The sequence below is a fragment of the Vibrio chagasii genome, from assembly GCA_041879415.1.
Classification (GTDB): domain Bacteria; phylum Pseudomonadota; class Gammaproteobacteria; order Enterobacterales; family Vibrionaceae; genus Vibrio.
Window position 1 is genome coordinate 70,180 of record CP090852.1, and the last position, 21,519, is coordinate 91,698.

Sequence of the window (21,519 nt, forward strand, 5' to 3'; positions counted from 1 at the left end):
TTGATTCGCAACGCGTGGCATTTTTACTATGCGTGGTTTTAGTGATTAAGGTGGTTTGCAGCAGCTTTGGTATTGCGTTGCTCACCCCTTAACAGGACGTTAACTGACAATAACAATTTGAGTTTAGAGGTATAGTTTATGAGTGGTTTAGTTGCAGTTCTCTCTCCGGCACAACAAGTACAAGTCATCGACGAACGTATCAAGCCTCGCTTGCGTGAGATCAAGCTTTGCGAAAAAGTAAGTCAACTCATGTTTGATGAGAACTGCGGAGATGGTGTTAAGAGCTTTTCGGATGTGAGCTTAAAATTGAGTGGCAAGGAGCTGTATGCCGGCGAGCATTCTCGTGAATTAACGGATCCAATACTAGACAGTGGGATTGCTATGATACGAGTTATGGTTCAATTGTTAGGTATGAGTGTTGATAGAAATGGTAACTTTTATGCTTATGACCCCAAAGATGGGGATATTGTAATGAGTAGTTTTCATCTGACACGTCTGCCCTTGCATATAAAAGCATCTGATTATCTTTCAACTGAAGAAACCGAAGCCCTAAAACTAGCTGTTATAAATGGAAATAAAGGTGTAGCTCATTTAACTATCCATGAGGCTAAGTCGATCCCATTGGATCAACTTTCACTTGCATGTCGTGTAGTTACTCGACTTGTTGAAGAGCATTTGATGACACCTATAAGTATTCGTGAAACCGAAAGTACCGTCAGTTAACAAAGCAATTTAAGAGTGATTCTCTACGCTTGCCGTTTTCGCTTCGCTCAAAGTATAGGCAAGCGCCGCTCACACCTTAATGCGGCGTTAGGACACAACATTTTAAATATGTATCAATGGGAAAAGTAATGTACCGAGAAATTAAAATTTCTGATTGGAAGATGTTTAAGGACACGATCGATCAATTAGATAGCCAGTGGATATTTCGTGGGCAAGAAGACGCTAACTGGAAACTACAAACTTCACTAGAGCGGGCTCTTGGAGGTATGAATCCAAGTTTGTTTGAAATGGATTTGGTTGAAAAATTTAAACAAAGAGCACCTCACTACATCAAAAGCGAACTAATGCCCAAAGATGAGCTGGAATGGATGGCTCTTATGCAGCATCATGGTGCACCGACAAGGTTAATGGACTGGACTTATTCACCATATGTTGCGGCTTACTTCTCTTTGATTAACGCAAGTTCTGATAGTGCTGTTTGGGCGCTAGATTACACCTGGCTTCAGTCGCAAGCTCAGGTCGCTATTACACAAAATCAAGTCTCAAAGCTCGAAGGTTTTCACCATGGTGACGCATGGTGCAGCCAATTGAATTTTTTGGATTTTGTATATAATGATAAGGTAAAGCTCGTTGTTCCTCTTGTTCCAAAGACACTAAATGAACGTCAAATTATACAACAGGGTTTATTCTTATTCGGGTCAAATAGAGAGTACTCCTTTGAAGGAAATTTAGCATCTCTTGAAGAGCAAGATTTACATCAGCACTTTATTAAAATTGTATTAGATAAAAGCGTTAGACAAGATGCTCTATTGGAGCTTCGTTTAATGAATATAACTCCAGCAACCTTGTTTCCTGGACTAGATGGACTTGCACAATCTATTTCAATAGATTGTAAACTGCGTAGTGATTATATTTGGCAAGAATCTAATAAGGAAGAAGTGTCCTAACAATCTGTTTAAGAGTGACTCGCAACGCTTAGCACTTTTGCTATGCGTTGCGTTTAGTGTTTAAGGTAGTATGCGGGAGCTTCTGTATTGTGTTGCTCACACTATAAAAGGGCACCAATAGGCGCCCTTTGTGTTAGTTAGCAACGCTGTAAGCGTCGTAGTCGCGTAGCAAGAAGAGTGCAACACAAGCTGCGAGCATTGGCCAAGAGGCGAAGAACAGTAGGTTATTGAACGGGTCCATATACTTAGCGAAAGAGGAGAAGGTGGAAGCTGCATGTAGAACTAGAATTACGCCGTAGGTGTACTTCTTCCACATACCTACGACGAACGCGCCTAAAAACCCGAGCTGCGCGACGCCTAAGGCCATCATCGCATTGGTTGATATGTCCAAACCATAAAAGCCGGACAGAACCTTAACAGCGTGCTCGGGCACAAAAATCTTATCCAATCCCCAGAAAAAGAAGACGATAAAAATGCGACTCTCAGAAGCAGTAGGCTAGTGGCCAGTTTGGTTTGAAGTGTCTTTTCCATGATATTCCTTTTATGCATTCAAGATGCGATGACGTTAAATGTTCATCAAAGGAGACCCATAGCTATTGTATTTTCTTTCGCGGTTTTTCAGTGCCTTATGTAACAAGGAATGTCTGGCTAGGTTTGTTGCTTGCGCAGTGAATAGGAGGTAGGGACTAGAAGGAATTTTTCTGTTGTGGGGTAAAATCGGGAAAGCGCTGGTTGTCTCTTTAGCGCTTCCCCGGAATGGTTTGAATTTATCGGTTAGGTTGGCGAGATGTGATACTCATGAGTTGCTGCGATGTGCTGTTGCTGCCTGAGCAGGCTAAGGGTTAGGTTGATTGGCATCGGCTTATAGAAATAGAAGCCTTGGATATAGTCGACGCCCAGCTTAGACAACACTTTTACTTGCGATTCATACTCTACGCCTTCCACGATAACCTGCATGCCTAAAGTGCGGGACAGTTGCAGCATGGACTCTAGCAAAGGGACACCAAAGCTGGATTCGTCTGAAACGTTCTGTACAAAGACGCGATCAATCTTTAGGATGCTGAACGGAAATTGCCTTACGAAATCTAAGCCTGAGTAGCCAGTACCAAAGTCATCAATCGCGACTTTCACGCCCATGTTCGCCAGCTTGGTGAGGTTCTCTTTTATCTTTGCCATATCCGCGTCTGAGCACTCGCCATCTTCGGTTACTTCAAATACCACCTGCTTTAGAATCTCTGGGTTTCTTTTGAAGATACTTGATACTTTGTGGGCGAAGTTACTGTTAGACACGACGTTTCGGCTGATGTTGACGCTGATGTATTTGTCTTCGAAAAGGTCTTGATTGCCTTTGATGGTTTTCAATACTTCGCGTAGCACAAAGTAGGTCAGCTCTTCTATCAAGCCTAAGCTTTCTGCTAGTGGAATGAAGATGGCAGGCGACACATTGCCTTCAATTGGGTCATTCCATCTGAGGAGCGATTCACAGCCTACAATCTGAGTGGTTTTTTGGTCGACAATAGGCTGCATGTGAACTTGCAGGTGTTTGTTTTTCAGAGCGCTAGATAGGGAATATTCTAAACTGCGTTGGCTCTGCTTTTTATGTTTTGCGGAGAGCAAACAAATGGTGGTGATTCCCGCCATAAGAAACCCAAACCACGAGAAGCTCATGAGGAAGTGTATGTAGTACTGGTGCCCGATGTAGGAAGTAATGGCCAGCGGGTAGGCGTCTGACTGTATGAGTACTTCCGAAAGGTAAGAACCGGGATCGGTCGGGTGAATATCTCTTTTGATCACTTCAACTTTAGAGCTTATGCCGTGGCTGCTCAGGTTTGACTCGACAAGGTCGTAGATGAAGTGTGGTGGTATCATCAGGCTTACACCCGCATCATCTTTGTTCGAGAAGATAAGCATGATGGACTGCACTTTAGTGATCGCTGCACTCGAGTAAGACAGGGTGGTTAAATTTGGATCTTCATTGAGCCTTTCTCGGATAGTGCTGTATAAGCGAAACGACACCTCGCCGTCGGTGGTGGAGCAATAAAAACGGTTTTGTTTATTGAATACGGCCGCTTCTTTTACCCAATCGGCATTGAATACATTCTGACGAAGCTCGGTCACGATGGCATCACAAGTAAGGTCGGGCGTGATCTCTGAGAGAAAGCTGCCAAATCGAGCTTGGATCTCTTGAAGCCTGGTTTCAACTAACTGTGAAGACTCTTCGGTTAGCGCATGATAATGAGACGGTGTAAAAGGGATGAGCAATGCCATCGACAAAACGAAAGAGACGGCAAAGTAGAATGTGGTCTTGGCAAAATGTTGGTACTTGATATCCATAATTGGAGAAGCGTTACCGAGTGTATGAGCATTCGATTTAATTTATAAATTTAACGATTAGGTAGCAAGAGAAATAATAATTATTGTGAATGTACGCATGTGTTGTGTATTGAAATAGCGTATTTTCTGGTCTTACTTTAAAAATCAGAATGTTATACATCATAAAAAGATGTAGTAAGCTGCTTTCTAATCAGCATGTTTAATGCAAGGAGAGGACAATGAAAAAGGTTTTATCGGTCGTTTTATTAGCGTGTGTACCTTGGTTGGCACCTGCTTTTGACGATGTGGTCGATTGCGACAATGCGATGAACACGCTAGAGATAAACCACTGTGCTGCACTTGAGCTTAAATCTGCACAGGTAGAGCTTGAGAAGTACTTAGCAGCCAGCTTTGAACACAATGCTGACGATGCAGAGTTGGTGGATGCCATTAAGGGCGCTCAGGAGAGCTGGCAAGCTTATATGACAGCGCATTGTGACTCTGTGTATACCCAATGGCGCGACGGTTCAATTCGTGGGCTGATGGCGCTCTCTTGTAAGACTAAGTCAACCAAGCAACGCACACATGTAGTGTGGGAAAACTTCTTAACTTACATGGACAGTACGCCGCCTGTGTTGCCAGAACCTAAGTTGATGGATTAGATAGGCGAAAATGAGCATGAGAGTGTGCGCTTGCTTCAACGGTTTGGCTTGAAGTAGGAAAGTGAAGGGGCATTCCCTTACTCTGCGTCTGATTTGTGTTACCCAGTAAGGATTCAATTTTGAATAATGTCAGTATCACCCTTGTTCAGCTTGAAGTTGAATACAAAAACAAACAGAAAAACCTCGCTCTGGTTTCGGAGCTTTTAGATGCGCAAGCCTCTGTCGGTGACATTACTCTGCTACCAGAATTGTTCTCTACGGGTTACATCTTTAACCAAGCGTCAGAAGTGCATGAGTTGAGCGAAAATTTCGCCAATAGCGAGACCATTGATTCTTTGTCCCAACTGGCAGCAAAGCATGAAACCTTGATTGTTGCTGGCATTGCAGAGGAAGACGATGGCGAATATTACAACAGCGTTGCTGTGATTGATGGAACCGGGCTGCGCCATAAGTATCGCAAAGTCAGTCAAACCAAATTCGATAAGCAGTATTTCTCACGGGGCTCTGAGCTTTTAACTTTCGAGCATAAAGGGTTAACGTTTGGTGTGGCGATCTGTTTCGATATTTGGTTCCCTGAGATCATGAGAGAGTATCACTCGGTTGATGTTGTTCTGCACCCTGCCAATTTTGGTGGTCACCACAGTTTTGCTATTGGGCAGGCGAGGGCGCTAGAAGAAGGTTGCCACATCGTAACGTGTAATCGTGTGGGGCAAGATGTGGTTGATGCGTTTACTGCAACGTATTGTGGTGGAAGTCGAGTTTATTCGCCAAAGGGAGACTTGATGCTTCAATGTTCGGATAAACAGTCGGTTGAAACCGTGAACATTCAAGATTTGTCTTTGGCGCCTCAGTACAATGGCGTAGAACTGTTGGATGAAATGCAGCAGATCACCTCTGTATTAAACCGTTAGAATCACGCACTGTAATATGGAATTTAAGAGGGCAAGGTATTTCACCTTGCCCTTTATTTTTCGGAGTGTGGCAATGAGCCAGACAGTTTTAGGTATTGCCATTCATTTTGTTTAAAGAACTCGCCGAGTGCTTGGCTTTCATGCGTTGCGCTTGGTGAATGTTCACCATAAGTCGGTTAAGAAGTTTCTGCAGTGGTTCAATGTCTGGCAGTTGTTGGTTCTTGGCTTGGGTTTCAAGCTCGAGCGCCTGTTTCGCAAGCATATTAAGGCCAAGGTTCAGCGACATACCCTTGATGGAGTGAAGAGTGCGGCATAACGGTGTTAACTCCTTCGCTAAATAGTGTTCAATTACCCGATCCACCGACTGTTCGAACTCTATAATGGTCGAGTCGATTAGGAGCTCAAAACCTTCCGCATCATCTTTCAGTATATTAATGACCTCAGAGTGGCTGATTTCTTCTTCTGTTAGCCTTAATGCTTCAATAGGCTTACGGCGAAGTTCAACGATGTTTTCATTAGTATTCGTTCCCTCACTTTTTGTCTTCTTAGGTAACCGAGTCGAAAATTGCTGCAGAGCATCAAAGAAGCTTTCTTGTTGCAGAGGCTTGGTTAGGACGTGGTCGACACCGGCATTAATAAAGTTGTCGTGTGCTTCTTTAAATACATCCGCTGTGTAGGCGAAGATTAAGGTGTCGAGTTTTAGTTGTTCACGAATGTAGTGCGTTGTTTCGACCCCGTTCATTTCAGGCATGTGGTTATCCATTAAGATAAGGTCGTAGCGTTTGGTTTTGAGGCGTTCAATTGCCAATTTACCATTTTCCGAGTGGTCTACATGATGCCCCAGTTTTTCACAGAAACCTTGAGCAACAATCGCGTTAATACGGTTATCTTCGACAAGAAGAATGCTTAATGAGCCACAATTCAGTGTTTCTTTGTTAGTGATTGGAATGATGACGTCACTTGTTTGACCTTCTTGCCACTTCATAGGAATTGTTATTTGGAATTTGGTTCCGAGCCCAACGGCGCTGGTTAATGTGATTTCTCCATTCATAAGATCAACGAGGTTTTTGACGATAGCGAGGCCTAGCCCTGTACCCCCGAATTTTCTGGTTGTCGATGTGTCTGCTTGTTCGAATGAGTTGAAAACTTGTTCGTGCTTGTCCTTTGGAATACCAATTCCGGTGTCTGTGACGGTGAGAGTCAATTGATTATCCGAGCGGTTAATGTCCGCTTGAATCGCGACGTGACCTTCTTTTGTGAATTTGGCAGCATTGCCACCTAAGTTGAACATAATCTGACGCAGTCGCGCACAATCTCCAACGAGCTGGATGTTGTTAGGAATGTTGTTTTCGATAAGCAAGCGGATGCCTTTTTCGTCCGTTAAAGGCTGTAATGCACTGCAAACTGGCTGCATCACCTGGACAAAATGGAAGGGAGCGCAGTCTAATTCGAGTTTATTCTCTTCGACTTTGGAGAAATCCAAGATGTCGTTGAGTATTGTCATCAAGTGATGGCCAGAATCGAGAATAAGATTGATGTTTTTCTTGGTCTCTGGCTCTTGAGTTTGGCTAGCGATGATCTGAGAGATGCCGAGAACTCCGTTCATCGGGGTACGAATCTCGTGGCTCATGGTCGAAAGAAACTCGCCTTTCGCTTTTACCGCAGCTTCTGCCTTTGTTCTTTCAGCGACCAAGGCATGGTTTTTTTCCCTCATTGTAAGGTCACTTTGTACTAGGTTAGTCGCCATCTTTTGGAAACTTCGTGCGAGCTGAGCCACCTCGTCTTCAGTGTCTCTCGTGGAGTCAATCTTGAGCGTTGATGCGCCTTGTTTCAAGTGACCTGCCGCAACTTGGTTTGCGGCTTCTAGGAGGGTATGTAGCCTTTTGTTGATGCGCTTTGAGGACCACGTAGCGACAAACAGTGAGATGAACACGGACAAGAGTGTTCCGACGATCAGAACGTAACTGGTTTGGTTGGCTGATTGTTCGGACCTTTCGGCTCTGATATTGATAAGCTGTTTTTCTACTTCGATGAAATCACCGATCTCGCTACGAATTTTGTCGATCAGTTGCTTGCCGGTTTGCTGTTGAGTTAGGGACACGACGCTTTGCATTTTAGCTTCACCACTGCTGACGAGGTCTCTTTGCATGATCTCCTTTTGTCCGGACTCTTTTAGCCATCTTTCATGTATATCGTCAATTCGATGGAGACGTTCAACTTGAGGTGGGTTGTCGCTCACTTGATCGGCGAGGATTTGTACTTTTTGAGGCCACACGTCCATTGCTAAGTGGTAAGGCTCTAGAAAGACTGGGTCACCAGTGATGAGATAGCCACGTTGTGCTGTTTCCATGTCGACGGTGAGGCTGAGAAGCTCTTGAGCACGCGCTATCGCTTTCTGTGTGTGTATTACCCAACTGTTGTCCTTAACGATCGTTCTTGTGTTCTCATGAACAGTGAAAGCAACGATAAGCATTAACGCGATAGGAATAAAAAAGCTCAATAGTAGCTTTCTTTGAAGGGGGATATTGTCAAACCAACCCGCGATCATAAAACAACGCTCTCCATGTCGATGTCATTTTATTGATATTGTAGAAGATAATCTGTTGCTTAGCGTGTAAGTGCATATGTCGATGCAAAAATACCTCTATTTAATTACATAAATACATGTTTTGAGTGTAAAAAGTGGTGCATTTTGCGTGCTAGAAGGACGGGTTGCAGGTTTGATGGACGATACTTATTAATGGCTAACGAGCTGAAAGCTAGGGTTAAAGCTAAAAAGCCAACTGGATAAGCTGGCTCTTTGTACTGGAGTAGGGATTGCTGTGGGTTAAACGGCTTTTACACTGCTTCGTTCTACTAGAGTCGGCTCTAACTCGACGACCTGTGGGTAGGCGTCTGGTGTTTGTAAGCGACTCAACAGTGTATCAACGGCTGCTTTACCTAAGCGGTGTTTTGGCTGGTGGACGGTGCTTAAAGCCGGTGTCATGTATTTAGACAAGTGGATGTCATCGTAGCCAATGATTGAGAGATCATTGGGTATTGATGTGCCATCTTGCGCTGCTGCGTGAATCACGCCCATTGCCATCATGTCGTTACTTACAAACAGTGCACTCGGCATTTTGCCACGAGATTTTAGTGTCTGGTACGAATCAAAGCCGCCATCACACTCGAAGTTCGATTCGACAATCCAATCAGCGTTGATTTCTAATCCCGCTTCTTCCATCGCTTGTTTGAAGCCTTGGTAACGCGATGATGCCTGGTTGCGATGTAGCGGACCTGTGATACAGCCAATTTGAGAGTGACCGTTATCAATCAGGTGCTTGGTCGCCATGTAGCCACCTTGATGCGAGTTGTCTTGAATCTTGTCGCTCGCAAACAGCATCGGGCCCCAATCCATCACCACGACAGGCAGTTCTGGGTAACGTTCGAATACGTCGATATGTTCGCCTTCAAGGGTAGAGCACATCAGCATTAAGCCATCGACACGCTTTTGCAGTAGTGTATCGATAGAAGACTTCATACGTTCACTATCGCCTTCGGTGTTACACAAGATGAGGTTGTAGCCTTTTTCATAACAACGACGTTCAACGCCTTTTACTACTTCGCCAAAGAATGGGTTAGTCGAGGTTGTCACTAGCATGCCAAGGGTTTTGGTCTGCTTCATCTTTAAGCTACGAGCTAATGCAGAAGGCGCATAGTTAAGCTCTCTCGCGGCATTGTTGACACGCTCAGCTATCTCTTCACTGACAAAACGCGACTTGTTAATCACATGGCTTACCGTAGAGGTAGATACCTTTGCGAGCTTAGCGATGTCTTTCATTGTTGCCATAAAAAATCCTTGTGGGAGTCACTTATCCACGTTGAGCGATATTCTGCCTGAAAACAGGGGCTTATGCTTGTTATTTAGAAGGCTAACATCCGCTTACTGAGGCTTAGCTAAGGAGTTAAGCCTTCTTAATAGGCATCAAGCTAAGCAGACAGTTGCTCTGCTAAAAACGCATCGGTTTCGGCACGGCTTGGAATTGAGGTTTGAGCGCCAAAGCGAGTCACTGAAATTGCCGCCGCAGCATGAGCAAACTTAATCGCGCGCTCCATTGGCATGTCTTCAAGTAAGCCCGTCACTAATGCACCGTTGAAGGTGTCACCAGCAGCGGTAGTATCTGTCGCTTCAACGCGGAAGCCTGCGATAAGTTCACCTTTACCTGTTTCGTTGCCTTGTGCTTGATGGCTTACCCATACACCTTTAGCGCCAAGCGTGATCATTACCGTCTCGATGCCTTTCGCATGCAGGGCCAAAGACGCTTGGTGCGCAGATGCGCTGTCGGTTACGGTCACGCCTGTTAGCACTTCTGCTTCGGTTTCGTTTGGTGTAATTACGTCCACACAGGCTAATAAGTTATCCGATAGTGGGCGAGCAGGGGCAGGGTTTAGAATCACGCGGGTTCCGCTCTCTTTAGCGGTTTTCGCTGCGTATTCAATGCCTTCGATTGGAGTTTCCAATTGAGTTAGAAGGTATTTTGCGCCGCGGATCTTCTCAAGGTGTGGTTCGATTTGTTCGCAAGTCAGCTTGTTGTTTGCTTCAGGAGAAAGACAAATGCTGTTTTCACCTGCTGCTGATACTTGGATCATAGCGATGCCCGTAGGCGTGTTCTCTGCCACGATGACACCATCGATGTTGATTCCATCGTTAGCGAAATCTTGACGAATATTGATACCAAACGGGTCGTCACCAACACAGGCGATGAAGCCGATGTCCGCATTTAATCGTGCTGCGGCTACCGCTTGGTTTGCGCCTTTACCGCCAGGGATGACCTGATAGTTACCGCCAATCAAGGTTTCACCCGGACGAGGGAACGAAGGAACTTGCAGTACGTGGTCAGCGTTAACGCTACCTAAAACAATCAGTTGAGTCATGATACGAGCCTTATGATATATCGTATTTGAAAATGCATGGGTCTTTCTCATGGTTAACTATTCAGTCGCGAGAGAGCCATCAAGTCGCGATAGAGGAATGAGAAACAGCTATGCACTGTCGGTTTTGCTTGTTGTTTTGAGTGAGTCGATTCGAGGTTGAGTTATGAAAGCAGGGAGATAGGGGACTCCCTGCTTTGTATTACTCGTTTAGCATCGATTATTTAGCGATGATTTTTAGAGGTACAGGTACGTACTCGTCTACTTTTTCGCCTTTCAGTACTTTGTCAGCAATCTCGATGCCTAAAGAACCGATTAGGTCTGGTTGTTGTGCAACGGTTGCGCCAAGCAGGCCACGGTTAACAGCCGCGATGCCGTCGTCTGTGCCGTCGAAGCCAACGATCATTACGTCTTTACCAGAAGCTTGAACTGCGCGTAGTGCACCTAGAGCCATTTCATCATTTTGAGCGAATACCGCTTCAACGTCTGGGTTAGCTGCAAGTAGGTTTTCCATTACGTTCAGACCTTTAGTACGGTCGAAGTCAGCAGGTTGGCTTGCAAGAAGCTCAAGGCCGCTGCCGTTTACTGCGTTCATGAAGCCTTCACCACGTTCACGAGCTGCAGAAGTACCAGCGATACCTTCAAGTTGGATTACTTTCGCTTTTTCACCCACTTTTTCCATGATGAAGTGACCCGCCATTTCACCGCCAATTACGTTATCAGAAGCGATGTGGCTTACTACGTCACCACGGCTTGCACCACGGTCTAGCGTTAGTACTGGGATGTTAGAGCGGTTAGCCATGCGAATTGCGTTAGACACAGCATCTGAATCTGTTGGGTTGATCAGGATTGCCTTAACACCACGAATGGTTAGATCTTCAATGTTCGACAGCTCTTTGCTTGGGTCGTTTTGAGAATCAAGAACGATAAGCTTGTAGCCTAGCTCTTCAGCTTTCGCTTCTGCGCCATCTTTCATGGTTACAAAGAATGGGTTGTTCAATGTAGACAGAACGATTGCCATTGTATCTTGCGCCTGTGCAGACACAGATACTGATGTAGAAAGCAGAGCAGCAGAAATAAGAGTCGCTAATTTTTTCATGGTGTAAGTCCTTTGTGTAGGGTGAGCTAGGAGGTGAGTCCTAGCTCGTTGTTACATTATTTATAGATTTAATGTTTGTTATTTATTGATGCTTTTCTGTAGAAAAAGCAGGGTGTTGCATTGACTCAAACTAGAGTCTTATTTGTTTTTGTTGTCGACCAATACTGCCAGAAGAATAACCACTGCTTTTGCAATCATCTGGTAGTAAGAAGATACGTCTAGTAGGTTTAGGGCGTTGTTTAGGAAGCCGATGATTAGTGCACCAATCAATGTGCCCATGATGCGACCACGACCGCCAGCTAAGCTTGTGCCGCCAAGAACTACGGCTGCGATAGCGTCTAGCTCATAACCCATACCTGCGGTTGGTTGAGCTGATGACAAACGAGAAGCTACGATGATGCCCGCTACCGCTGCTAACAGACCACAGATTGCGTAAACGCCGATTTTTACTTTGTCTACGTCGATGCCTGATAGGCGAGTTGCTGATTCGTTGCCACCAAGTGCGTAAACGTAACGGCCAAAGCGTGTGTGGTTAAGTAGGTACCAAACTGATGCGAATACCACGACCATGATCCAAACTGGAACTGGTACACCCATTGCGTAGCCTGTACCGAACCAAGCGAACGCGTCTGCTGTGTCGGTAAAGCCTGTTGAGATAGGACGACCGTCGGTGTAAACCATGGTTACACCACGAAGTAGTGTCATGGTTACTAGTGTTGCGATGAAGGCTTGAACCTTACCTTTCGCGATGATCACACCACTGATAGCACCCAGCGCAGCACCTGCTAATAAAGCGGTTGGTACAGCGACCATCACAGGGACTTCCATACCAATCATGCTGGCAGCGAATGCACCACAAAGTGCCAGTACTGAGCCAACGCTCAAGTCGATACCTGCGGTTAGGATAACCAGCGTCATACCTACAGCAATGATTGCGTTAACCGAGGTTTGGCGCAGAATGTTTAGAATGTTATCGACAGTAAAGAAGTTCGGGTTTAAGAAAGAAACGATAACAATCAGGAAGATCAAAGCGATTAATGATTTTTGATCAATCAGCCACTCTTTGCTGATTAACGGCTTTTTCTTCGGCGCTTCAGTTTCAGTTGTTTTGCTCATGGTTTTGGTACTCATGCTGCGTCCTCGTTAATCTTTTTACCGACCGCACACGCCAGTAATAATTCTTGGTTTGCTTCTTTAGCGTCAAATTCACCGCTGATGCGGCCTTCATGCATCACCATGATGCGGTCACTCATTCCTAATACTTCTGGCATTTCAGAGGACACCAAAATGATGCTCATGCCGTCGGCTTTAAACTTATTAATGAGTTGGTAAATCTCTTTTTTCGCACCGACATCGACACCACGAGTTGGTTCGTCGAGAATCAGTACTTTAGGTTTGGTCATCAAGCCCTTAGCGATAGCCACTTTCTGTTGGTTACCACCTGAAAGATTGCCGATGATTTGCTCGCGAGTTGGAGTCTTGATGTTGAATAGCTTGATGAAGTCATCCACTGCGATCACTTCGTCTTTGTGTTGGATTTGACCACTTTTAGTCAGTAGATCCAGTGAGCAAAGAGACATGTTCTCTTTCACTGAAAGGCCAAGCACTAAGCCGTCACCTTTACGATCTTCAGAGATGTAAGCGATGCCATTAGCAAGGCCATCTTTAGGGCTCACAGGGTTGATGGTTTTGTTTTCTAAGTTGATAACGCCGCGCTCACTTGGAAGAGCACCGTAAATTACCTTCATCAATTCAGTACGGCCAGCACCCATTAGCCCTGATACGCCAAGGATTTCGCCGCGCTTTAGGGTAAAGCTAACGTCATGCACACCCGAGCCAGTAAGACCAATCACTTCTAAGCAAGTCTCACCATGGCTTGGGGCGATGCGAGGGTATTGTTCGTCGAGCTTACGGCCAACCATCATTTCGATTAGGCCGTCTTCGTCAGTATCTTTTACTTCGCACTGGCCAATGAACTTACCGTCACGAAGTACGGTGATGTCGTCACAGATCTCGAAGATCTCTTTCAAGCGGTGAGAGATGTAAACGATGCCGCAGCCTTCATCACGTAGCTCGTTGATGACTTTGAACAGAGATTCGGTTTCAGTATCGGTTAGGGCATCTGTTGGTTCATCCATGATGATGACCTTAGATTCAAACGATAGGGCTTTCGCAATCTCTACCATTTGTTGCTCGCCTAGGCTCAGTTCGCCAAGTGGTGTCTTTGAGCTGTGCTTTACGTTCAGGCGTTTCAGTAGCTTGTCGGCTTCTTGGTACATCTCGTTCCACAAGATGCGACCCATGGTGCCGGTGATTTCACGACCTAAGAAGATGTTCTCGGCGATGGTCAGCTCTGGGATCAGGTTTAGTTCTTGGTGAATGATACTGATACCAGCTTGTTGAGAGTCACGAGGCCCTTTGAATGCAGCAGGCTTACCTTGGTAGGCGATAGTACCGCCATCCAATTGATAGATACCTGTTAGCACTTTCATGAGGGTTGATTTACCTGCACCGTTTTCGCCCATTAACGCCATCACGCGTCCTGGGTAAACGTTGAGGCTTGCCTTGTCTAGTGCTTTCACACCAGGGAAGGCCTTCTCAATTGAGCTAAGTTCTAAAATGGCTTGAGTCATGTCGGTTCCTTTACTCGGGGCCAGTTGTATTTGGTTATTCTGTCTTTCAGCTATCACGCTGGGCTGTCGCTATGTTTCGCTTGGGCTAAAACGTTACGCCAGCTTGGAAAATGACATTCGCGTACGGTGTGCATTCACCGGTACGAATCACAGCGCGGCTTTCGTGAGTGCGCTGTTTAAATTCTTCGTGAGTGATGTAAGTAATCGCAATTTCTTTACCACAACGCGCTTCTTCTGTTTTGATTTGATCAATCAGCGCTGCATGATGTTCTGGGCTTACTTTTGCAAATTCTTCAGCGATAACCACACCTTCAATTTGAGATTCATCAAGCATGGTTTTTACGGTCTGAGCAAAGCTTGGAACACCGTGAGTTAAAGCTAGGTCTATGCGAGAAACATGATCTGGAATCGGCAGCCCTGCATCACAAATCGTAATTTCGTCTGTGTGGCCAAGAGTCGCCACTAAGTAGGAGAGTTCAGAGTTTATTAGAGTACTTTTTTTCATATCACGACCTATCGAAAAAACACGTTTGATGGGATGAGAAACAACTCAAGAAAAGCCATCGAAACGTTTCGATAGTGATAATAGTGTGTGATTTATCATTTGCACCTTTCAACTTCTTAGAGTGTGATAACGATCATCGAAACGTTTCGATGAGGCGTTTTTTGGTGATCTCAATCACCGTGATTGATTGCATAAATTCGAGGGAAGTGGGGGGACTAGATTCGTATTGGTAGTGCTAGAACGTTGGCTCGGATAGGGCAAAACCTAAACGAGTACACCTTCTTCTATTGATAGGACGTAACCAAACTTAGTGACCGTGAGAATCTGGATGTGAGGTGTTCTTAAGCGAGCGAATACGTTACGCAGGTTATAAATAACATTAGCTAGGGCGTGAGGTGATGAGAGCTCTCCGTCCCAACACACATCAATAATATGTCCTTTAGTTATCGGCGTTCCTACGTTCTCTACTAATAGACAGAGCACAGACAATAACTGAGGGCGTAATGCAATACGGTTACCTTGCTGGTTGGTAATCGTTCGAGAGTTGGTATCAATGAGTAAGCCGCTGAAGTCTATGGTGTGGTTCATCGTATTTATGTTCATTTGTTCTGAATAGTAAAGATTGGTTTATGGCTTGTTGTGCATCGAAAGCGAGCAATTAAAGCGCGCGGATTATGCAAAATCAGACCTCTCTTGAAAGTAAGCGCACGTAAGCTGCACGAGAAAAAATCTAAAAAACCGATGGTTTGAAAATGGATGTGAGAATTTTTGCTAAAAGTGAAGGTGCTTTATTTCTTTGTTATTCAGTTGGTTATTTATTTTTACTGATTGTGTTGTTCGAAGTTACTAAGTGATTATATTTTTATTTATTTTTTTGTTTTCTGTGAGCGTAATCTGCTCGCCAATTCGACGGGGTGTCGGATAACTCTAAAAAGATTGTGCGGTTTGGGAACACTCAGCAATCTTGATTTGAAATAAGTAAGGTCGAGCAGTAATGAATAACAAACTAATTTTAGGCGTGGCATTGATGTCAGCTTTAGCGACAAACAATGTAATGGCGGCAGAGAGTGGTTTCTACCTAGGTGGTGCAATTGGTACCGTTGATTTTGAAGATGATGACTTAGTTTCATCAAAAACAGAGCCTGTGACTTTTGAAGCCGAAGACAACTCTTACCGTCTAATTGCAGGTTACAAGTTTAACCGCATTGTATCGCTTGAGTTTCAATACACAGACTATGGCGATCTAGTTGCAAAAAACCACGCTGATAAAAACGACGGTTTTACTTGGACTCCTCAAACATTATCAGTAGCTGCAAACCTAGGATACACATTTGATAACGGTATGCGTCCGTTCGGTATTATCGGTTTATCTTCTATCGATCTAGATATGAAAAACGCAGACGGTTCTCGTCCTTCTGGTTCTGACTTCGATGATACCGGCACTGGTGTACGTTTCGGTGTTGGTGTGGAGTATACCCCGCCTAAATTATCAGCATTAAGCCTACGTCTTGGTTATGAAGCGGATGCATTCACTATCGAGACTTACGAAGGTAGTTTTTGGAATCGCAGAAAAGTAGAAAAAGACATTGTACTAGAGTCGTTCTACCTAGGCGCAACATACAACTTCTAAGTTTCACACTTTGTTAAACGGTAAATCGATTTCTAAATGGGGCGTCGGTTGGCTCAACCCGTTTGGCTAAAGTGGAAAGCTGCCGCAATAGTCGGCAGCTTTTTTATACATTGACCAACGCGAAATTAAAGCTGTTGGCTTAAAGACTCAAGGTAACATGAAGATGAATAAATCTATATTAAGTGCAGTATTGCTTCTGTCGTCATTTACAATTCATACGGCATCAGCTTCGGTATTGGATAGCGGCTTCTATCTAGGTGGTGCAATTGGTTCGTCAGACATTGACGATGACGGCTTAGTATCGAAAAGTAATTCAGCCAAAACAGCGACATTTGAAGCGAAAGATAACGCTTATCGCATTATGGCTGGCTATAAGTTTAATCGTATTGCTTCTATTGAGGCTCAATACACGGATTACGGTGATGTAGTTGCACACAACGCAAAAGTAAACTTTGCTCGCTCTTACAATTTCAGCTGGGCACCAAAGGTTATTTCTTTGAGCGCAAACCTTGGTTACACGTTTGATAACGGATTACGTCCTTTTGGTGTGGTTGGTTTGTCTAGCATCGACTTAGATTCTAAGGACGGAAGATACAGCGCTTCTCAGATCAAGTCTGATGCCGGTATCGGGGCTCGTGTAGGCTTTGGCTTAGAGTACACACCACCAAAAGCACCGGCTTTCAGTATGCGTTTAGGATACGAAGCCGATGTGTTTGATGCCGAAATTAAGGAGACAAGGTGGAAGGGCTCGGTCGCAGAAAAGAGTAAAACATATAAAAAGACAGTAACTTTGGACTCTTTCTACTTAGGCGCGATGTACACCTTTTAAACTATTCAGTTTTGCCTAAAGCAAGTCTATTTCTAAATGGGGCGTCGGTTGGCTAAACCCACTTGGCTAGGTTTAGAGAGCCGCAGTGTTTGACTGCGGCTTTTTTACGTCTAACTTTAGGCTTCGCGGATATGAGCGGTGACGGAAACGACAGCGTGATCAGTACTGAATTGGTCGTGTTCGAAGCTTGGGTTAATCAGATGATGATCGAGCACGGTGTAGTTTGATATTTCCATCAAACTTGAGGAGTTCTGGCAGTCAAATTCGTTCGACATCAATATGTAATCCAAGACAGAGCCTGATGCGCCGTAATAGTGAGTCGGTTTACGTTGTTCAAGTAAGTCTTCTTCGTGTAATTGATGGTAGAGATCCCAACTGTCTCTCAATCTAAAGTGTGAAAGCCAATGTTGGCTGGTTTCATCTCGATTCAACGAGTAACTCAACAGCCCTTTGAATTCATCGTTGAATAGGGGCTTGTTAAAGTCACCCATCAACACAACGGGTTGGTCGGTTAGATAGCGTTGATTGGTAATGTATTGGTGTAGCAGTTGGGCTTCTAGCCCGCGTTGAACACTCGATAACCAAGAGCCTAGTTGTTCCTGATGAAGTTTAATCAGTGTATCGCTTTGTGGCTTTTGCTCTGCTGAACTGTCATGGGGTTCTACCGTTTCAACTTTGGGCTCTGTTGGGCGTTGTGACTTAAAGTGCACGACATAACAATCGGTTGAGCCTAAGTGAGGTAATTCAATGGTGGCGTGAACAGGTGTTCGGTTGAATGAAAAATTGTCACCAAGGTTAAAGGCGGCAAGTAAGCTCGAATCCGGTGTGACTGGCTGAACACTTTCAATCGGGTAACGGGAAGCAATTCCAACAACAGGGGAGGTGTATAGGTAATCATCTTCAACGTGCGCGCTATCGACGACGGCAAAGTGCGGATAGCCCAATTCATTCATGAGTTGCTCTAAAGATTCTGGGCTGAAGATCTCTTGAAAGCCGATCACATCGCAATCTGTTGAACGAATCGCTTCCGCAATCCAATGTTGTTTCTTCTGCCATTCGTCGAAGCTGTAGATATTCTCGAAATCATAATATGCGTTCGGTGGCTCAAGGTAGTTCAAAAGGTTGAACGTTGAGAAGGTTACTTGGTTTGGTTTGTTCAAGGTTGAATCCTATTGAAATCGCTCCTTTAAGGATATCTAAAATATCGAGGTATTGTTCGGATTTAGTCAGTTATTTTCATTTGATCTAGCGAAGGTCGTTGCTTTCTGCTTAGATTCTCTCCATTCGACGCGGTTAAGGTGTCGAGTTTAATTTTCTCCATGATCAGTCGGTCGTGTTCTTATGGTTTCACTATGAAAAAATATACTTCTCTCGCTCTTGTGTTGTTGAGCGCCTTTGTCTCTACATCGTCATTGAGTCAATCTCTTAAGCCTAAATCGATTGAACAAATTGAATCTCGTGTTTCGGCACGTATCGGTGTGGCTGTCTATGATTCTGCGACCAAGCAAACATGGAGTTACAAGGGTGATGAGCGATTTCCAATGATGAGCACTTTTAAAACTCTGGCTTGTGCAAACCTTCTCTATGACGCTGAAAACAATGGGCTAGATTTAGATTCAAAGGTCAGCATTAAGTCTGATGATCTTATTGTTTGGTCTCCGGTGACTAAAGAGCTGGTCGGCAAAGGTATTTCACTGAGAGATGCATGTAGCGCAACCATGACGATGAGTGACAATACTGCCGCAAATATTGTGCTTGGTGGAATCGAAGGCCCCAACGGCTTAACTCAGTTCCTGCGTTCTATTGGAGACAGCAATACTCGTCTTGACCATTTAGAGCCAGAATTGAATCATGCCCGACCGGGTGATGCTCGCGATACCACGACACCGAATAGCATTGTGATGACCTTGAATGAATTGATGTATGGCGATACGTTGTCACAAACGTCCAAAGCGACGTTAAAAGGGTGGATGATGGGCAATAAAGTGTCTGACGGAATGTTCCGTTCTATTTTGCCTAGTGGTTGGAGTATTGCTGACAGGTCGGGGGCTGGGGCTTATGGTTCTCGCGCAATTACTGCTATTGTGTGGAGTGAACATCGAGACCCATTGATCATCAGCGTCTCTCTTACAGAAACCGAATTCACTCTCCAAGAGCGTGACAAGGTGATCAACGAAGTAGGTCAACTTATCTTTGACGCTTATCAGGTGAAGTAGCAAACAACAGTTAATCCGACACAATCACGCGCTAGCCACAGGTTCAGTTATGGTGTTAGCGCGTGACATTTCTTTAGAACAGTCCCGAGTAATTTGTAAATAAACCGCAAGAGATAGAGTGCTGATGGTTTTATTAGTTATTACATGATGTTAGATTTGATTCTATACTTGTTTTAACGGCATGCATTCAAAGCCGACAAATCAAGCTGAATATTGAATTCATGACATTTGAAGGGAGAGTCAAATGGGAACAGATCTTCGACGCAAAGCCTCGCAGCGCACTCAGTTTTTCAGGTTTAAGTTAGCCTCATGTGCAGTCATGCTGCCGCTTATTGCTCTACAACCCTCCGTTACTTACGCATCCGATACCGAATCTACTCCCGCCGTCACCGTTATTGAAACCACACAACTGGTTGGTTTTGGTGAAGCAAAATACCCAGCCGATTTTACCCACTTCGATTATGTTAACCCGAATGCCCCTAAATTCGGCAAAGTGACCTACGGTAGCATTGGTACCTACGATAGTTTTAATCGATTCGGTTCCCGCGGCGTTGCAGCCAGCTATTCAGGTGAAATTTACGATACTTTGATGTTTTCACCGAGCGATGAAATTGATGCTTACTATCCATTGATTGCTTCTAAGGTTCGTTATGCGAGTGATTTTTCTTGGATGGAAATCGATATCAACCCGAATGCTAAATTCCATGATGGGCAACCTATTACGGCCCATGATGTGGCGTTTACCTTCATGAAGTTTTCGACAGAAGGTGTGCCTCAATACCGTGTGTATTACAAAGACATAGAATCCGTTACCGCGGTTTCTGATTTGGTGGTTCGTATCGAGATGAATAATCAGAACCGTGAGAAGTTGTTTAGCTTTGCTCAAAGCACTCGCGTGTTACCTAAGCATTTCTGGAAAGACAGAAAACTCTCTGAGCCGCTAAGCGAACCGCCAGTAGGCAGCGGTCCTTACAAGATCATCAGCTATAAGTCGGGTCAAAGCGTTACTTACGGCCTTGATGAAAATTACTGGGCAGCCGACCTACCTGTTAACGTGGGTCGCAATAACTTCAAGGAAGTCCAGTACGACTACTATCGTGATGACACCGTGATGTTAGAAGCCTTTAAAGCAGGGGAGTTTGATCTTCGAACAGAGAACTCAGCCAAGTTCTGGGCTAACTCTTACACGGGCGCGAACTTCGACAAAGGCTATATCGTCAAAGAAGAGATCAATCACGAGAAGCCAGAGTCGACCCAAGGCTTTGTCTACAATATTCAATCTCCAGTGTTCTCAGATCCTAAAGTTCGTGAAGCGTTAACGTACGCGATGGACTTTGAGTGGATGAATAAGAACATGTTCTATGGCCAGTACAAGCGAACTCGTAGTTACTTCCAAAACACTGACTATGAAGCGAAAGGCTTGCCAAGTGAAGACGAAGTGGCGTTGCTGTCTCAGTACAAAGACCAGATCCCACCGCGAGTGTTTACAGAAGAGTACCAACCGCCAGTCACCGATGGCAGTGGTCGTATTCGTAGCCAAATGCGCACGGCATTCAAACTGTTGAAAGAAGCGGGCTGGGTGTTAAAAGACAAAGTAATGACCAACGAAAAGACTGGCAAGCCAATGTCATTTGAGTTGTTGATTTACAGCCCAACGACGGAGCGTATTGCTACACCTGTTCAAAAGAACCTCAAGCGAATGGGTATCGAGATGAAGATCCGCACGGTCGATACCACGCAATACATCAAGCGTCTTCGTGACCGAGATTTCGATATGGTCTCTTCGTCGTTTTCGCCAAATCCTTATCCAAGCCCGAACTTAATGATTGTTTGGAACTCTAACTACATTGATTCCACTTACAATACAGCTGGCGTAATGGATCCTGTGGTGGATGCGTTAACTGAAGAAATCGCGCGTAACCAACAGAACCCAGAAAAGCTCCTTACGCTAGGTCGCTCTCTTGACCGTGTGTTGCAGTGGAACTTCTACAACATTCCTCAATGGCACGTGGGTGAATACCGAGTGGCAATGTGGGACAAGTTTGAGCGTCCGGATGTACTGCCTAAATACGATTTAGGTATCGATACATGGTGGATTTCAGAAGAGAAGGCGGCATTGCTTCCTGAGAAACGTCGCTAG

At 44.8% G+C, this 21,519-nt stretch carries 18 protein-coding genes and 3 pseudogenes; 10 read left to right on the forward strand and 11 right to left on the reverse strand.

The genetic code is table 11. The features are described from left to right. The 4 genes and pseudogenes from L0991_14430 (at position 1) to L0991_14445 (ending at position 1,777) form a co-directional block, all read left to right on the forward strand. Positions 1 to 92: pseudogene (locus L0991_14430) on the forward strand (DUF3265 domain-containing protein). Positions 93 to 138: 46 nt separating this feature from the next. Further along, positions 139 to 723 (forward strand): hypothetical protein, encoded by a 585-nt coding sequence (locus L0991_14435; protein ID XGB64755.1) that lies wholly within the window; start codon positions 139 to 141, stop codon positions 721 to 723. Positions 724 to 851: 128 nt separating this feature from the next. Beyond that, on the forward strand, positions 852 to 1,670 hold the full coding sequence (locus L0991_14440) for an FRG domain-containing protein (GenBank protein XGB64756.1): 819 nt from the start codon (positions 852 to 854) through the stop codon (positions 1,668 to 1,670). A 14-nt stretch (positions 1,671 to 1,684) separates the two neighbouring features. Further along, positions 1,685 to 1,777: pseudogene (locus tag L0991_14445) on the forward strand (DUF3265 domain-containing protein). Positions 1,778 to 1,803: 26 nt separating this feature from the next. Here the strand turns inward: L0991_14445 and L0991_14450 are convergent. Together L0991_14450 and L0991_14455 are read right to left on the reverse strand one after the other, a co-directional pair. Further along, positions 1,804 to 2,201, reverse strand: a pseudogene (locus L0991_14450) (hypothetical protein). 243 nt (positions 2,202 to 2,444) lie between these two features. After that, entirely contained in the window at positions 2,445 to 4,004 is a 1,560-nt protein-coding gene (locus tag L0991_14455) for a cyclic diguanylate phosphodiesterase (protein ID XGB64757.1), read from the reverse strand. A gap of 218 nt (positions 4,005 to 4,222) precedes the next feature. Between L0991_14455 and L0991_14460 the strand changes: the two genes are divergently transcribed. Beyond that, positions 4,223 to 4,645 (forward strand): DUF1311 domain-containing protein, encoded by a 423-nt coding sequence (locus L0991_14460; protein ID XGB64758.1) that lies wholly within the window; start codon positions 4,223 to 4,225, stop codon positions 4,643 to 4,645. Positions 4,646 to 4,764: 119 nt separating this feature from the next. Then, complete coding sequence (locus L0991_14465) at positions 4,765 to 5,556, forward strand: carbon-nitrogen hydrolase family protein (protein ID XGB64759.1); 792 nt, start codon at positions 4,765 to 4,767, stop codon at positions 5,554 to 5,556. An 88-nt stretch (positions 5,557 to 5,644) separates the two neighbouring features. Here L0991_14465 and L0991_14470 read toward each other — a convergent pair whose 3' ends face one another. From L0991_14470 to L0991_14505, 8 genes are all read right to left on the reverse strand, one after another. Further along, a complete protein-coding gene (locus L0991_14470; GenBank protein XGB64760.1) occupies positions 5,645 to 8,104 on the reverse strand; it encodes a CHASE3 domain-containing protein in 2,460 nt (819 codons plus the stop codon). 279 nt (positions 8,105 to 8,383) lie between these two features. After that, positions 8,384 to 9,385, reverse strand: a complete 1,002-nt coding sequence (locus tag L0991_14475) for a substrate-binding domain-containing protein (GenBank protein XGB64761.1) — start codon at positions 9,383 to 9,385, stop codon at positions 8,384 to 8,386. 140 nt (positions 9,386 to 9,525) lie between these two features. Continuing rightward, positions 9,526 to 10,470: a ribokinase gene (gene rbsK / locus L0991_14480; GenBank protein ID XGB64762.1), complete on the reverse strand. Its 945-nt coding sequence runs from the start codon at positions 10,468 to 10,470 to the stop codon at positions 9,526 to 9,528. 217 nt (positions 10,471 to 10,687) lie between these two features. Next, positions 10,688 to 11,566 (reverse strand): ribose ABC transporter substrate-binding protein RbsB, encoded by an 879-nt coding sequence (rbsB, locus tag L0991_14485; GenBank protein ID XGB64763.1) that lies wholly within the window; start codon positions 11,564 to 11,566, stop codon positions 10,688 to 10,690. 138 nt (positions 11,567 to 11,704) lie between these two features. Next, a complete protein-coding gene (rbsC, locus tag L0991_14490) occupies positions 11,705 to 12,697 on the reverse strand; it encodes a ribose ABC transporter permease (protein XGB64764.1) in 993 nt (330 codons plus the stop codon). Then, entirely contained in the window at positions 12,694 to 14,199 is a 1,506-nt protein-coding gene (gene rbsA, locus L0991_14495; GenBank protein ID XGB64765.1) for a ribose ABC transporter ATP-binding protein RbsA, read from the reverse strand. The genes rbsC and rbsA overlap by 4 nt, the downstream gene beginning before the upstream one ends. An 85-nt stretch (positions 14,200 to 14,284) precedes the next feature. After that, a complete protein-coding gene (rbsD, locus tag L0991_14500) occupies positions 14,285 to 14,704 on the reverse strand; it encodes a D-ribose pyranase (protein XGB64766.1) in 420 nt (139 codons plus the stop codon). 264 nt (positions 14,705 to 14,968) lie between these two features. Then, entirely contained in the window at positions 14,969 to 15,292 is a 324-nt protein-coding gene (locus L0991_14505) for a winged helix-turn-helix domain-containing protein (protein ID XGB64767.1), read from the reverse strand. Positions 15,293 to 15,698: 406 nt separating this feature from the next. Here L0991_14505 and L0991_14510 point away from each other — a divergent pair, with 406 nt between their 5' ends. Together L0991_14510 and L0991_14515 are read left to right on the forward strand one after the other, a co-directional pair. Next, on the forward strand, positions 15,699 to 16,334 hold the full coding sequence (locus L0991_14510; GenBank protein XGB64768.1) for a porin family protein: 636 nt from the start codon (positions 15,699 to 15,701) through the stop codon (positions 16,332 to 16,334). A 163-nt stretch (positions 16,335 to 16,497) separates the two neighbouring features. Then, positions 16,498 to 17,163 (forward strand): porin family protein, encoded by a 666-nt coding sequence (locus L0991_14515; protein XGB64769.1) that lies wholly within the window; start codon positions 16,498 to 16,500, stop codon positions 17,161 to 17,163. Positions 17,164 to 17,279: 116 nt separating this feature from the next. On the opposite strand, the gene L0991_14520 is transcribed toward L0991_14515, so the two are convergent. After that, complete coding sequence (locus L0991_14520) at positions 17,280 to 18,323, reverse strand: endonuclease/exonuclease/phosphatase family protein (GenBank protein ID XGB64770.1); 1,044 nt, start codon at positions 18,321 to 18,323, stop codon at positions 17,280 to 17,282. A 192-nt stretch (positions 18,324 to 18,515) separates the two neighbouring features. Between L0991_14520 and bla the strand changes: the two genes are divergently transcribed. Both bla and L0991_14530 read left to right on the forward strand, forming a co-directional pair. Continuing rightward, positions 18,516 to 19,379, forward strand: a complete 864-nt coding sequence (gene bla / locus L0991_14525) for a class A beta-lactamase (GenBank protein XGB64771.1) — start codon at positions 18,516 to 18,518, stop codon at positions 19,377 to 19,379. 244 nt (positions 19,380 to 19,623) lie between these two features. Next, positions 19,624 to 21,519 (forward strand): extracellular solute-binding protein, encoded by a 1,896-nt coding sequence (locus L0991_14530; protein ID XGB64772.1) that lies wholly within the window; start codon positions 19,624 to 19,626, stop codon positions 21,517 to 21,519.